The following is a 14,426-nucleotide window of genomic DNA, read 5'->3' as shown; positions in this document are numbered from 1 at the left end:
GCCCATGGGTACGCACTTGATCACGGGCGCAGGGTCGGGCATCGGGGCGGCGGTCGCACGGCGGCTGGCGGAGCGCGGCGAGGAGCTGTGGCTGCTGGCGCGCAGCGCGGTCCGCGCGAAGGAACTCGCCGCGCAGTTCCCCACGGCCCATGTGATCGTGGGCGACCTGGCCAACCCCGAGAAGCTGTCCTGGGCGCTCGGCCAGCAGTCGCTGCCGGACCGGATCGACTCCCTCCAGCACATCGCGGGCGTCATCGAGCTGGGCGCGGTCGGTGATCTGCCGGCCAAGGCGTGGCAGCGGCAGCTCGCCGCCAACCTGGTGGCGCCGGCCGAGCTGACCCGGCTGCTGCTGCCGCTGGTGCGGCACGCCAAGGGCCATGTGGTCTTCGTCAACTCCGGCGCGGGGCTGAACGCGCACGCCAACTGGAGCGCGTACGCGGCGAGCAAGCATGGCCTGAAGGCGCTGGCCGACTCCCTGCGGGCGGAGGAGCACGGCAACGGCGTGCGGGTGACCTCGGTCTACCCGGGGCGCACGGCCACGCCGATGCAGGAGAGCACCCACCAGCAGGAGGGCAAGGAGTACGACCCGTCCCGCTGGATCGACCCGGAGTCGGTGGCCACGGCCATCCTCGCCGCCATCGACCTGCCGCGGGACGCGGAGATCAACGACGTCTCGGTGCGCCCGGGACACTGAGGATCGTGGTCCACGGGGCCACCTCCAGGACCGCCGCGGCGACGTACGCTGCAAGAGTGACCACTGAAGCGAAGTCGACCGCGGCGGCGGGGTGCGGGTTCCGGGAGATCCGGGGACTCGTGGCCGAACTGAGCCGCCGGCTGGACGCCCATCAGCGCAGCCGGATCACCGAGCTGGACCTGACCCCGACGCAGGCCAAGGCGCTGGAGGAGCTCGGCGAGCCGAAGACCGCGCGGGAGCTGGCCGGGGTGCTCTGCTGCGAACCGCCCAATGTCACCTATGTCATCTCCAAGCTGGAGAAGCAGGGCATGGTGGTGCGGCAGCCGCATCCACTGGACGGCCGGGCCAAGCAGCTCGTACTGACCGAGGCGGGGCGGGAGTTGCGGCTCGACCTGCTGCGCCGGATGGGCACCGCGTCGCCGCTGGACCACCTCACGCACGAGGAGCGGGCCGCGTTGCGCGACGACCTGCTGAAGGCCCTGGGGCGGGGCGACTGACCCCTGCGCCGGGAGGGCGCCGGCGGTTCCGTATGCCTTTCGTAAAGTTATAGCTGTAACCATTGCGCCGAGTGATGGTTACAGCTTTAACTGCATTGCATGATCACTGAGAAGGCGACGGCGCGCGGCCCGGCGCGCGAGACCTCCGAGGCGCCGGCCGCACCGGCCACACCGGCGGCCCGTGGTGGGCTCCAACTCCTCGTTCTTGCCCTCGGGTTCGTGATGGCCAGCCTGGACACCGGCATCATGAACGTCGCGGCACACGACCTGCGGGCCCGCCTCGGCCTGAGCATGGCCGGCCTCACCTGGGTCGTCGACGGCTATGTCCTCGCCTTCGCCGCGCTGCTGCTGCTCGCCGGCTCGCTGGCGAAGCGATACGGCGCCCGCCGGATCTACCTCGTCGGCCTCGCCGCGTTCACCGCCGCCTCCCTGCTCGGCGCCGCGGCCCCGGACGGCACCGTCCTGGTGGCGGCCCGCTTCGCCCAGGGCGTCGGCGCCGCGCTGTTCATGCCCAGCTCGCTGTCGCTGCTGATGAACGCCTTCCCCGAACCGGCCCGCCGGGCCAGGATCCTCGGCATCTGGTCGGCGATCGTCTCCACCTCCGTGGGCCTCGCCCCGACCATCGGCGGCCTCCTGGTGGGCACCCTGGGGTGGCGCTCCATCTTCCTGGTCAACCTCCCCATCGGCGTCGCCGGGCTGCTGCTCACCCGCCGGGTGATCGCGGCGGTCCCGGCCCGCGGTTCGGCGCTCGGCGGCACCGGCCACGTCCTCGGGCTGCTCGCCCTCGGAGCGCTCAGCTACGCCCTCATCGAAGGACCGGACCAGGGCTGGTCCGCGCCGCTCGTGCTGGGCGCCTTCGCGCTCACCGTGGTTGCGGTGGCCGGTTTCGTCGTCCGGGAACGGACTGCCCGTACGCCGATCCTGCCGGTCGCGCTCTTCTCGGACAGCCGGTTCTCGGCGGCCAACGTGGTCGGCTTCCTCTTCAACTTCGCCTTCTACGGCGCCCTGTTCGTCCTCGGGCTGTTCCTCCAGACGGCCCGCGGCGCGAGCGCGGTGACCGCCGGCCTCCAGATGCTCCCGGCCGTGCTGATCCTGCCGTTCGGCAACATGCTCTACGCCCGGATCGGGCACCGCCTCGGCAACCGGACCGCGCTCACCGCCTCCCTCGCCGTCTCCGCGGCCGGATATGTCGTGCTCTTCCTGATCGTCCGGCCCGGACTGCCGTACTGGGTCCTCGCGGTGGTCCTCGCCGTCACCAACATCGGCAGCGGGATCAGCTCCCCGGCACTGACCGGCGTCCTGATGGAGGCCGCCGGCCGCGAACACGCCGACATCGGCAGCGCCACCCTCAACGCCAACCGCCAGATCGGCTCGCTGGTCGGCATCGCCGGGATGGGCGCGGTGCTCACCGCGGCCGGTGGTGGCCACCCGGGCGCGCAGGCCGCCTTCGCCCTCACGGCCGGAGCGCTGGCGGTGGCCGCGGTGACCGGCTGGCTGGGCGTGCGCGGCCGTCGGTGAGGGACCGCACGTCCCGGAGGCGGGTGCGTGCGGCGGCGGGCCCGGGGTACGCCACCCGGGCCCGCCGCCGCATACCCTTCCGGGGTGAGCGAGAACAGCACGTACGAGTGGGCAGCGGGCGCGGCGACCGGTATCGGGTCGATGCCCGGCGGGGACGCGCGGGAGGCGGCCAAGACCGTCACCGGGTCGCTGGAGACCTTCCCGTATCTGCCGGAACTCCCGGCGCGGGGCCCCGGCGCCGACATGATCGGACGCACCCTGGGGATGCTCGTCGAGGTCTACGGCCATGTGGAGCCCAGCGGCTGGCGGATCAGCGACCGGCCCGGCCGGGACACCCGGCGGGCGCACTCCTGGCTCGGCGAGGACCTCGACGCCCTGGAAGAGTTCACCCAGGGCTACGAGGGCCCGCTGAAGGTCTCCGCGGTCGGGCCCTGGACGCTGGCCACCGCCCTGGAACTGCGCAACGGCGAGGCCGCCCTCAGCGACCCCGGCGCCTGCCGGGACCTCGCGGCGTCGCTGGCGGAGGGGCTGCGCGGCCATCTCGCGGACGTCCGGCGCCGGGTGCCGGGGGCGAAGGTCGTCCTCCAGCTCGACGAGCCGTCGCTGACCGCGGTGCTCCAGGGGCGGGTGAAGAGCGCGAGCGGGTACCGGACGCACCGGGCCGTGGACCGGGCCGTGGTCGAGGGCGCGCTGCGCGATCTCGTGGCGGTGGCGCAGGGAGGGCCCGTGGTCGTCCACTCCTGCGCGCCCGAGGTGCCGTTCGGGCTGCTGCGGCGGGCCGGAGTCACGGGCATCTCGTTCGATTTCGCGCTGCTCACCGAGCGTGAGGAGGAGGCGATCGGGGAAGCCGTCGAGAGCGGTACGGCGCTGTTCGCGGGCGTGGTGCCGGGCGTGGACGGCCGATTGTCAGACCCTGCCGGTAGCGTCATGGGTGTCAGGACGCTCTGGCGCAGGCTGGGGCTGGCACCGGGGACTCTCAGCGAGTCCGTGGTGGTCACCCCGTCGTGCGGGCTCGCGGGCGCTTCGCCCGGATATGCCCGTTCGGTGCTCGCCCATTGCGTCCGGGCAGCGAGGTCGCTCGCAGACAACCCTGAGTGACCGCACTCAAGGACACGGGAGGACAAGACGGTGGCTGGCGAACAGCACGCAGCGCAATCCAAGGTGCCCACCGCGGCGCGGGAGGAGCACGCGCAGCTCGCTGAGCAGATCGAGGAGCACCGCTTCCGCTATTACGTGAAGGACGCTCCGGTCATCAGCGACGCCGAGTTCGACCGGCTGCTGCGCTCCCTGGAAGCACTGGAGAACGAGCACCCCGAGCTGCGCACCCCGGACTCCCCGACCCAGAAGGTCGCCGGTGCGTACGCGACGGAATTCACCGAGGTCGAGCACCGCGAGCGGATGCTCTCGCTCGACAACGCCTTCGACGAAGAGGAGTTGGCGGCCTGGGCGGAGCGGCTCGCCGGTGAGCTGGGCGGCGCCCCCAAGGGCGCGGGCTACCACTTCCTGTGCGAGCTCAAGGTCGACGGCCTCGCCGTCAACCTCACCTACGAGCACGGCCGGCTGACCCGCGCCGCCACCCGCGGCGACGGCCGCACGGGCGAGGACATCACCCCCAATGTCCGGACGATCGCCGACATTCCCAACCGCCTGAAGGGTGACCGGATTCCGGCCCTGGTCGAGGTGCGCGGCGAGGTCTACTTCCCCATGGAGAAGTTCCTCCAGCTCAACGAGCGGCTGGTGGCCGACGGCAAGCCGCCGTTCGCCAACCCCCGCAACGCCGCGGCCGGTTCGCTGCGCCAGAAGGACCCCAAGATCACGGCCAGTCGCCCGCTGCACATGGTCGTCCACGGCCTCGGTGCCCGCGACGGCCTGGAGATCGACCGGCTCTCGGAGGCGTACGACCTGCTCAAGGAGTGGGGCCTGCCGACGGCCACGCACAACAGGGTCGTCGACTCCCTCGAAGCGGTGCGGGAGTTCATCGCCCACTACGGCGACCCCGAGACCCGCCGCACGGCCGTGGAGCACGAGATCGACGGCGTGGTCGTCAAGCTGGACGAGATCCGCCTCCAGGGCCGGCTGGGCTCGACGTCGCGCGCCCCGCGCTGGGCGATCGCCTGGAAGTACCCCCCGGAGGAGGTCAACACCAAGCTGGTGGACATCCGGGTCGGCGTCGGCCGCACCGGCCGGGTCACGCCGTATGCCGTGGTCGAGCCGGTCACGGTCGCCGGGTCCGAGGTGGAGTTCGCGACCCTGCACAACCAGGACGTGGTCAAGGCCAAGGGGGTGCTGATCGGGGACACCGTCGTGATCCGCAAGGCCGGCGACGTCATCCCCGAGATCCTGGGCCCGGTGGTCGACCTGCGGGACGGCGGCGAGCGGGAGTTCGTGATGCCGGCCGAGTGCCCCGAGTGCGGCACGGCCCTGCAGCCCGCCAAGGAAGGCGACATCGACCTGCGGTGCCCCAACAACCGCTCCTGCCCCGCGCAGATCCGTGAGCGGCTGTTCTACCTCGCCGGTCGCAAATGCCTGGACATCGAGAATTTCGGATATGTCGCGGCCACCGCCCTGAGCCAGCCGCTGGAGCCCACCGAGGCGCCGCTGAAGGACGAGGGCGATCTGTTCGGCCTCTCCGTCGAGCAGCTGCTGCCCATCAAGTCGTACGTCCTCGACCCCGATTCCGGGCTGCCCAAGCGCGACCCGAAGACCGGCGAGGAGAAGGTCGTCACGTTCTTCGCCAACCAGAAGGGCGAGCCGAAGAAGAACACCCTCGCGATGCTGGAGAACATCCAGGCCGCCAAGGAGCGCCCGCTGGCCCGCATCCTGACCGGTCTGTCCATCCGGCACGTGGGGCCCGTGGCGGCCGAGGCGCTGGCGCGGGAGTTCCGCTCGATCGACCGCATCCGGGACGCGGAGGAGGCCGAGCTGGCCGCCGTGGACGGCGTCGGGCCCACCATCGCCGCGTCGTTGAAGCAGTGGTTCGCCGAGGACTGGCACCGCGAGATCATCGAGAAGTGGCGGGCCGCCGGCGTCCGAATGGAGGAGGAGCAAACGGGTGACGAGGGCCCGCGCCCCCTCGAAGGCGTCACCGTCGTCGTAACGGGCACACTTCAGTCACACACAAGAGATGGCGCGAAAGAGGCCCTCCAGAACCTCGGAGCGAAGGTGACCGGTTCCGTTTCGAAGAAGACCGGTTTCGTGGTGGTGGGCGACAACCCCGGTTCGAAGTACGACAAGGCGATGCAGTTGAAGGTCCCGGTACTGGACGATGACGGCTTCGCGGTGCTGCTGGAACAGGGTCCCGAGGCGGCACGAGCGGTAGCTGTCACTCCGCCTGAGGAGGAGTGAGGTGTCACCCCATCGGCGCATACCAGATTGATCCAGGATGCCGGGTCGCATTCGGGCAACCGTCGCCGATCGCTGCCCGCGGCGGCCTTCCGCGGCCTACTGTTGAGGAGTGCGCCTGCCGTGGCGCGGGCACAGCCGGCTGTGAGAGGGATCGGAATGAAACCGACCGACAGCGCCGCTCCGGCGTCGCGGCTCCGGCAGCTCGTCGTGCCCGCGTTGCCCGCGGCCATCGTCACCGTGGCGAGCCTCGCGCTCGCCACGGGCGTGTTCCGGACTCTGGGCGTAGGTGACGCGCTGTTCCCCGGAGGCTCGGTGGGATGGTCGCTGGCGATCCTGACCGGCGTCATCGTCGGCCACCTCGTCGCCCTCGGCCGCGACCGCTGGTGGGGCGGCACGGGCTCCGGCGCGGCGCTCGCCCTCGCCGTCCTGCTGCTGTACGGCTGGGTCCCGGCCACCCTGGTCAGCCTCTCCGTCGTCATGCTGGTCGGCGCCGCCCGCCGGCACCGCTGGCGGCAGGCCGTGGTGCACGGCGCCGTCGACGTCCTCGGCATCGGCGCCGCGGCGCTCGGCCTCGCCGCGTTCGGCGTGGTCTCCACCGTCCGCCAGCCGTGGACCCCGCTCGCCTGGGACCTCTCCGTCCTCCCCGAAGTGGTCGTCACCGCGGGCGGTTACCTCTTCGTCAGCCGTGGCCTGCTGTGGCTCAGCCTCACCCCGCGCAGCGGCCAGCTCCCCGCCATCCCCCGCACCGCGGTCGTCCGCCAGGCCCTGGTCGGCATCGCCCTGCTCGGCATCGCCCCGCTGATCGCCGTCTGCGCGGTCAACGCCCCGTTGCTGCTGCCGCTGTTCGCGGTCCCGCTGATCGCGCTGGACTCCACGCTCTGGATAGCCCGGGCCCGCGCCGAGGAGCAGCTGCGCGACCCGCTCACCGGCCTGCCCAACCGCCAGTGGCTGCTGGAGCGCACCTGGACCGCGTTGGACGAGGCCGAGCGGATCGGCGCCCGCTCGGCCCTGGTCCTCATCGACCTGGACCGCTTCCGCTCCGTCAACGACACCCTCGGCCACCTCGCCGGCGACCGCCTGCTGCTGCAGATCGCCGACCGGCTGCGGCACGCCCTCCCGCGCGGCGCCGAGGCGGCCCGGCTCGGCGGCGACGAGTTCGCCGTCCTGCTGCCCACCACCGACTCCCTCACCAGCTCCCAGCGGGTGGCCCGCAATCTCGTCGCGGCCCTCAGTTCCCCGCTGGACCTCGACGGGCTGACCCTCGTGCTCGAAGCCAGCGCGGGGGTCGCCGTCTTTCCCGACCACGCCCTGGACGCCGAAGGCCTGCTGCGCCGCGCCGATGTGGCGATGTACCAGGCCAAGCGGGACCGCAGCGGCGTCGAGCTCTACGAGGCCAAGCGCGACGGCAACACCCCCGACCGGCTCGGCCTGCTGGGCGATCTGCGGCGCGCCCTGGACGCCGGCGACGTCGAGCTGCACTACCAGCCCAAGGTGGGATTCGACGGACATGTCGCCGGGCTGGAGGCACTGGTCCGCTGGGTGCACCCCGACCGCGGCCGGGTACCCCCCGACGAGTTCATCGCGATCGCCGAGTCCTCCGGCCTGATGCCCCGGCTCACCGAGTACGTCCTGGAAACCGCGCTCGCCCAGGTGGCGCGCTGGCGCGCGATGGGCCTGGAGGTCCCGGTCGCGGTCAACGTCTCCCCCCGCGACGTGCACTCCCCGGGCTTCGCCGGCGCCGTCGCGGCCCGGCTCGCCCGACATCGCGTCCCACCGGGCGCCCTCCAACTGGAGATAACCGAGCACGTCCTGCTGGAGGATCCACAGCGGGCCGCCGACACGCTCGCCGGGCTCACCGCCCACGGCGTGAAGATGTCGCTGGACGACTTCGGCACCGGCTACTCCTCCCTCGTCCACCTCCGCCGCCTCCCGGTCAGCGAGCTGAAGATCGACCGCTCCTTCGTGGCCCGGCTGGCCGTCGACACGGAGGACGCCGAGATCGTCCGCTGCACCCTCGACCTGGCCCATTCGCTCGGCCTCCTGGTCGTCGCCGAGGGCGTGGAGGACGACGAGACCTGGGAACGGCTGCGCGACCTCGGTTGCGACGCCGTCCAGGGCTGGCTGGTGGCGGCCGCGATGCCGCCCGACGAGACCACGGCCTGGCTGAGGGCCCGCGGTGAGCACGGTTGGCACCGCGAATCGGAGACGGCCGCCCTGGCGGCGGAGAAGGCAGCCGAGCGCCCTTCCGGACAGGTCCTGAACTGACCCGGCCACCGGCCGTCCCGTGTCCCCGCTCCGAACTCAGCGAAGCCGAGAACACCAGCGAACCCGAAACGGACAGCGAACCCGAGATCACCAGCGAAGCCGAAGCCGACCGCGAAGCCGTAGCCGAAGCCGACCGCGAAACCCAAGGCGAAGCCGACAGCAATACCCAAGCCGACAGCGAAGCCGACGAAGCAGCCGACGACGGTCGAGCCGAAGCAACCGACGACAGCCGAGCCGAAGCCGCCGCGGAAGCCGCAGAAAGCGGCGAACCGGAGGACGACGGCGACCGGCCCGACGGGCCCGATCAGGCCCCCGAGCCCCGCTGACCGGGGCGCGCCCGCCCGCGCGGGCCGCGCCCCGGTGAAACGGTTTCGCGGCCGCTGACCCGTACGCCATAGGATTGGGCCGGAAAAAGTTCACCGGAGTGCTCGCCGAGACCACTCCACGGGGAACACTCCGCCCAGAACACTCCGCCAAGAACACCAGAGGATCTCTGCATGCCTGGCATCACGCGCGAGGAGGTCGCCCACCTCGCCCGGCTGGCACGTCTGGAGCTGAAGGACGAAGAGCTCGACCACTTCGCCACCCAGCTCGACGACATCATCGGCGCGGTCGCCCGCGTCTCCGAGGTCGCCGACCAAGACGTTCCGCCGACCTCCCACCCGCTGCCCCTGACCAACGTCATGCGGCCGGACGAGGTCCGTCCGTCGCTGACCCCCGAGCAGGCGCTCTCCGGCGCCCCGGCCCAGGAGCAGCAGCGTTTCAAGGTGCCGCAGATCCTGGGGGAGGAGTGACCGACATGGCCGACCTGATCAAGCTCACCGCCGCCGAGATCGCGGCCAAGATCGCCTCCGGCGAGCTCACCGCCGTCGAGGTGACCGAGGCCCACCTGGCCCGCATCGAGGCCGTCGACGAGAAGGTGCACGCCTTCCTCCACATCGACCGCGAGGGCGCGCTGGCGCAGGCCCGCGCCGTCGACGAGAAGCGGGCCCGCGGCGAGGAGCTCGGCCCGCTGGCCGGCGTCCCGCTCGCGCTCAAGGACATCTTCACCACCGAGGGCGTCCCGACCACCGTCGGTTCCAAGATCCTCGAAGGCTGGATCCCGCCGTACGACGCCACGGTCACCAAGAAGCTCAAGGCCGCCGACGTCGTCATCCTCGGCAAGACCAACATGGACGAGTTCGCCATGGGGTCCTCCACCGAGAACAGCGCCTACGGCCCGACCGGCAACCCCTGGGACCTGACCAAGATCCCCGGCGGCTCCGGCGGCGGCTCCTCCGCCGCCCTCGCCTCCTTCGAGGCCCCGCTCGCCATCGGCACGGACACCGGCGGCTCCATCCGCCAGCCCGCCGCCGTCACCGGCACGGTCGGCGTCAAGCCCACCTACGGCGGCGTCTCCCGCTACGGCATGGTCGCCTTCTCGTCCTCCCTCGACCAGGGCGGGCCCTGCGCCCGTACGGTCCTGGACGCCGCGCTGCTCCACGAGGTGATCGCCGGGCACGACCCGATGGACTCCACCTCCATCGACGCCCCCGTCCCGCCGGTCGTCGAGGCGGCCCGCAACGGCAGCGTCGAGGGCATGCGGGTCGGCGTCGTCAAGCAGTTCCGCGGCGAGGGCTACCAGGCCGGCGTGCTGCAGCGCTTCGACGAGTCGGTCGCGCTGATGAAGGAGATGGGCGCCGAGATCGTCGAGCTGGACTGCCCGTCCTTCGACCTCGCGCTCGCCGCGTACTACCTGATCGCGCCGTCCGAGTGCTCCTCCAACCTGGCCCGCTTCGACGCCATGCGCTACGGCCTGCGGGTCGGCGACGACGGCACGAAGTCCGCCGAGGACGTCACCGCCCTGACCCGCGAGGCCGGCTTCGGCCCCGAGGTCAAGCGCCGGATCATGCTCGGCACCTACGCGCTGAGCTCCGGCTACTACGACGCGTACTACGGCTCCGCCCAGAAGGTGCGGACGCTGATCACCCGCGACTTCGAGAAGGCCTTCGAGCAGGTCGACGTGATCGTCTCGCCGACGACGCCGACCACCGCCTTCCCGATCGGCGAGCGTGCCGACGACCCGATGGCGATGTACCTCGCCGACGTGTGCACGCTCCCCGTCAACCTGGCAGGCAACGCAGCCATGTCGCTGCCCTGCGGACTGGCACCCGAGGACGGGCTGCCGGTGGGCCTGCAGATCGTCGCCCCCGCCATGAAGGACGACCGGCTCTACAAGGTCGGCGCCGCGGTCGAGGCCGCGTTCACCGCCAAGTGGGGTCACCCGCTGCTTGAGGAGGCACCGTCACTGTGAGTGGAAAGCTCGCCAAGGCCAAGGGCTTCAAGAAGTCCAAGCCCGGTACGTACCTGTCCATCGGCACCACGCTGTTCGGCGCGGTGAGCGTCGTCAAGCAGGCGAAGAAGGCGCGGGTGGAGCAGGACACGCTCCAGCTGGTCGACGCCGTCGTCTCCGCCGCCGCCATCGTCACCGGCGTCGCCCTGCTCATCCGCGAACTGCGCCGTCTGGGCGACGACGACGTCCTCGCGGACTGACCGGCGCCGGACCCTGAGAGGTTAGTTTCACCGTGACTGTCACCGACCTGGTGTCGTACGAGGACGCGCTGGCCGCCTACGACCCCGTCATGGGGCTCGAGGTCCACGTCGAACTCGGCACCAAGACCAAGATGTTCTGCGGGTGTTCCACCGCCCTCGGCGCCGACGCCAACGCGCAGACCTGCCCCACCTGCCTCGGCCTGCCCGGCTCGCTCCCGGTCGTCAACGCGACCGGCGTCGAGTCGGCGATCAAGATCGGCCTGGCGCTCAACTGCAAGATCGCGGACTGGTGCCGCTTCGCCCGGAAGAACTACTTCTATCCGGACATGCCGAAGAATTTCCAGACCTCCCAGTACGACGAGCCGATCGCCTTCGACGGTTACCTCGACGTACAGCTGGAGGACGGCGAGGTCTTCCGGGTGCACATCGAGCGCGCCCACATGGAGGAGGACACCGGCAAGTCGACGCACGTCGGCGGCGCCACCGGCCGCATCCACGGCGCCCGGCACTCCCTCCTGGACTACAACCGCGCCGGCATCCCGCTCATCGAGATCGTCACCAAGCCCATCGAGGGCGCGGGCGAGCGGGCCCCCGAGGTCGCCAAGGCGTACGTCGCCGAACTGCGCGAGCTCATCAAGGCGCTCGGCGTCTCCGAGGCCCGCATGGAGCAGGGCCAGATGCGCTGCGACGTGAACCTCTCGCTGCGCCCCAACGGCACCGAGAAGTTCGGCACCCGCTCGGAGACCAAGAACGTCAACTCGCTCCGCTCCGTCGAGCGCGCCTGCCGCTTCGAGATCCAGCGCCACGCGGCGGTGCTCTCCTCCGGCGGCACGATCGTCCAGGAGACCCGCCACTTCCACGAGGAGGACGGCTCCACGACGCCCGGCCGGATCAAGGAGGAGGCGGAGGACTACCGCTACTTCCCCGAGCCGGACCTCGTCCCGGTGGCCCCCTCCCGCGAGTGGGTCGAGGAACTGCGCGCGACCCTGCCCGAACTGCCGCGCCTGCGCCGCAACCGCCTCCGCGAGGAGTGGGGCGTCAGCGAGCACGACATGCAGTCGATCCTCAACGCGGGTGCGGTCGACCTGATCGTCGCCACCGTCGAGGCCGGTGCGGACGCCGCCGCGGCCCGTAAGTGGTGGATGGGCGAACTGGCCCGCCGCGCCAACGAGGACGGCATCGAGCTGGCTGCCCTGCCGATCACCCCCGAGCAGGTCGCGCGGGTCGCCGAGCTCGTCGCCAAGGGAGACCTGAACGACAAGCTGGCCCGTCAGGTCATCGAGGGCGTTCTCGCCGGCGAGGGCACCCCGGACGAGGTCGTCGAGAAGCGCGGCCTGAAGGTCGTCTCCGACGAGGGCGCCCTGGGCACCGCCGTCGACGAGGCGATCGCCGCCAACGCCGCCATCGCCGACAAGATCCGCGGCGGCAAGGTGGCCGCGGCCGGCGCCCTGGTCGGCGCGGTCATGAAGGCCACCCGCGGCCAGGCCGACGCGGCGCGGGTCCGTGAACTGATCCTGGAGAAGCTGGGCGTCGAGGGCTGATCCGGCTCTGCCGGGTTGTCTGCTTCAGCGGCCGTCCTCCTCCGGGAGGGCGGCCGCTGCGCGTACGACCGGATGATGCGGGCGCGGAATGCCGGGCCCGGGCCGGATGCTGTGCAAGGGTACGGATCTTCATCCCTCAGCCAGTGGAGGAACGGGTGCAGGAGGAACGCGTGCAGCACGAGGGTCTCGCCTCGCGGATCGGACGGATCGGGGTCTGGCACGGCGGACTCGGCCGGGAACCGGCGGCAACCGCCCGCCGGGCGGCCGCCGAGATCGAGCAACTCGGCTACGGCGCCCTGTGGTTCGGTGAGGGTCCCGCCACCAAGGAGGCGTTCAGCCACGCCGGACTCCTCCTCGCCGCCACCGAACGCCTCACCGTCGCCACCGGCATCGCCAACATCTGGGGCCGCGACGCCGCAGCGGCGAACGGCGCCGCACACACCCTCGCCGAGGCGTACGACGGCCGCTTCGTCCTCGGCCTCGGCGCCAGCCACGCCCCGATCGTCAGCCTCCGCGGCCACACCTACACCAAGCCGCTGGCCGCCATGCGCGCGTACCTCGACGCGATGGACCGCGCCCCCTACGAGGGCCCGCTCACCGACCCCGCACCGCCCCGCGTCCTGGCAGCCCTCGGCCCGAAGATGCTCGAACTCGCCCGGGACCGCGCGGCCGGCGCCCACCCGTACTTCGTCCCCACGGAACACACCGCGCGCGCCCGCGAGATCCTCGGACACGGCCCGCTGCTCGCCCCCGAACAGGCCGTCCTCCTGGAGACCGACCCGGCCAAGGCCCGGGCCCTGGCCCGCGAGCACCACACCCGCTTCTACCTGCAACTCCCCAACTACGTCGGCAATCTGCGCCGCTTCGGCTTCGACGACGACGACTTCACGGACGGCGGCAGCGACCGCTTGGTCGACGCGCTCGTGGCCTGGGGCGACGCGGACACCGTCCGGCGGCGCGTACAGGACCACCTCGACGCGGGCGCCGACCACGTGGCGATCCAGCCCCTGGCCGCCGATCGGGGCCTGGGCCTGGACCAACTCCGGGAACTGGCACCGGCGTTGATCGAGAACTGATGCGTCCGGGCGGCCCCTCAGACGAGGTCGCGTGCGCCGGTCTGCTCGGTCTGCTCGGTCGGCTCGGCTGGGGTGTCCTTGTGGCTGATCGCCAGATAGCCCACGAGCAGCACGATCGGGACCGTGAGCGCGAGCGTGGCCGGCCCCGTCCCCCAGCCGAGGCCACCGTGAGCGGTGGAGACGCCCATCCAGTCGGCGAAGGAGGCCCCGAGCGGGCGGGTCAGCACATACGCCCCCCAGAAGGCGGCGACGGCGTTCAGACCGAGGAACCGGCCGGACAGTGCGGGCACCGCGATGAGCGCGGCGAACAGGATGCCGGAGGGCAGATATCCCAGATGAAGGGTGCCCGCGGTGAGGTCGCCCACCGCGGTGCCCAGCGCGAAGGTGGCGAGCACCGTCGCCCAGTAGAACGCTTCCCGGCGCCGGGTGCGGACGCTGTGGATCGAGAGTGTCCCCTCGGCCCGGTACCAGGCCGTCAGGAGGGCGGCCAGCGCGACGGTGAAGGCGACCGCCGAGACCGTGTAGGGGATGCCGGCGATGACGTGTACCACGTCGGCGGCCATCGTGCCGAACACGCTGACCATGACGATCGCGGACCAGTACGTCCACGGCCGGTAACGGGTGGCCCGGAACTGGAGGGCCAGGAAGAGCACGAACCCGGCCAGTCCGAGGCAGCCCGCCGGTATCGGCCCGAGCGTCCGGCCGAGGTAGTCCGAGGCCGTCTCGCCCATGCCGGTGGTGAGGACCTTCACTCCCCAGAACAGGGCCGTGACCTGCGGCACCTTGCTCCATCCGGCACCCGGTCCCGCGTGGGGCAGGGGCTCGTGCCCCCGCCCTTCCCCCGTCGTGGGCAGGGTCGTCGCCCCGCCGGTCGACTGCGCCATCGTTCCGTCCGCCTTCCCGGCGCGGTACGTCGCGCCTGGGCAACCAACTGCACATCGGGCGCCGTTCAGCGGAC

At 71.7% G+C, this 14,426-nt stretch carries 13 protein-coding genes; 12 read left to right on the top strand and 1 reads right to left on the bottom strand.

The genetic code is table 11. The features are described from left to right. Positions 1-4 precede the first annotated feature (4 nt). The 12 genes from IG62_RS0108855 to IG62_RS0108805 all read left to right on the top strand — a co-directional run bounded on the left by IG62_RS0108855 (position 5) and on the right by IG62_RS0108805 (position 13,468). Complete coding sequence (locus tag IG62_RS0108855; protein ID WP_030799502.1) at positions 5-694, top strand: SDR family oxidoreductase; 690 nt, start codon at positions 5-7, stop codon at positions 692-694. A 56-nt stretch (positions 695-750) separates the two neighbouring features. Continuing rightward, positions 751-1,191 (top strand): MarR family winged helix-turn-helix transcriptional regulator, encoded by a 441-nt coding sequence (locus tag IG62_RS0108850; RefSeq protein ID WP_030799501.1) that lies wholly within the window; start codon positions 751-753, stop codon positions 1,189-1,191. A 99-nt stretch (positions 1,192-1,290) separates the two neighbouring features. Beyond that, positions 1,291-2,709: an MFS transporter gene (locus IG62_RS0108845; protein WP_078871885.1), complete on the top strand. Its 1,419-nt coding sequence runs from the start codon at positions 1,291-1,293 to the stop codon at positions 2,707-2,709. 84 nt (positions 2,710-2,793) lie between these two features. Continuing rightward, positions 2,794-3,807 (top strand): methionine synthase, encoded by a 1,014-nt coding sequence (locus IG62_RS0108840; protein ID WP_030799495.1) that lies wholly within the window; start codon positions 2,794-2,796, stop codon positions 3,805-3,807. Between the two features lie 30 nt (positions 3,808-3,837). Then, positions 3,838-6,054, top strand: coding sequence for an NAD-dependent DNA ligase LigA (gene ligA / locus IG62_RS0108835; protein ID WP_030799493.1), 2,217 nt, complete (start codon positions 3,838-3,840; stop codon positions 6,052-6,054). A gap of 156 nt (positions 6,055-6,210) precedes the next feature. Continuing rightward, positions 6,211-8,319, top strand: a complete 2,109-nt coding sequence (locus IG62_RS0108830) for a putative bifunctional diguanylate cyclase/phosphodiesterase (RefSeq protein ID WP_030799490.1) — start codon at positions 6,211-6,213, stop codon at positions 8,317-8,319. Further along, positions 8,241-8,645 (top strand): hypothetical protein, encoded by a 405-nt coding sequence (locus IG62_RS47105; protein WP_158795008.1) that lies wholly within the window; start codon positions 8,241-8,243, stop codon positions 8,643-8,645. Before IG62_RS0108830 ends, IG62_RS47105 begins: the two co-directional genes overlap by 79 nt. 171 nt (positions 8,646-8,816) lie before the next feature. Next, the gene (gene gatC, locus IG62_RS0108825) at positions 8,817-9,113 is read left to right on the top strand and encodes an Asp-tRNA(Asn)/Glu-tRNA(Gln) amidotransferase subunit GatC (protein WP_030799488.1); all 297 of its coding nucleotides are present in this window, start codon (positions 8,817-8,819) and stop codon (positions 9,111-9,113) included. Positions 9,114-9,118: 5 nt separating this feature from the next. Further along, positions 9,119-10,612, top strand: a complete 1,494-nt coding sequence (gene gatA / locus IG62_RS0108820) for an Asp-tRNA(Asn)/Glu-tRNA(Gln) amidotransferase subunit GatA (RefSeq protein WP_030799485.1) — start codon at positions 9,119-9,121, stop codon at positions 10,610-10,612. Next, complete coding sequence (locus IG62_RS0108815) at positions 10,609-10,851, top strand: hypothetical protein (protein WP_030412837.1); 243 nt, start codon at positions 10,609-10,611, stop codon at positions 10,849-10,851. Before gatA ends, IG62_RS0108815 begins: the two co-directional genes overlap by 4 nt. 32 nt (positions 10,852-10,883) lie before the next feature. Continuing rightward, complete coding sequence (gene gatB, locus IG62_RS0108810) at positions 10,884-12,392, top strand: Asp-tRNA(Asn)/Glu-tRNA(Gln) amidotransferase subunit GatB (protein ID WP_030799482.1); 1,509 nt, start codon at positions 10,884-10,886, stop codon at positions 12,390-12,392. A 170-nt stretch (positions 12,393-12,562) separates the two neighbouring features. After that, entirely contained in the window at positions 12,563-13,468 is a 906-nt protein-coding gene (locus IG62_RS0108805) for a TIGR03620 family F420-dependent LLM class oxidoreductase (RefSeq protein ID WP_030799477.1), read from the top strand. A gap of 17 nt (positions 13,469-13,485) precedes the next feature. Here the strand turns inward: IG62_RS0108805 and IG62_RS0108800 are convergent, their stop codons facing one another. Further along, the gene (locus IG62_RS0108800) at positions 13,486-14,352 is read right to left on the bottom strand and encodes a hypothetical protein (protein WP_078871884.1); all 867 of its coding nucleotides are present in this window, start codon (positions 14,350-14,352) and stop codon (positions 13,486-13,488) included. Positions 14,353-14,426 lie beyond the last annotated feature (74 nt).

The organism is Streptomyces sp. NRRL S-337 (genome assembly GCF_000720175.1).
In the GTDB taxonomy this organism is placed as follows: Bacteria; Actinomycetota; Actinomycetes; order Streptomycetales; family Streptomycetaceae; genus Streptomyces; species Streptomyces siderophoricus.
Note: the sequence above shows the minus strand (reverse complement) of the source record. Positions and strands in the feature narration are given on the sequence as shown.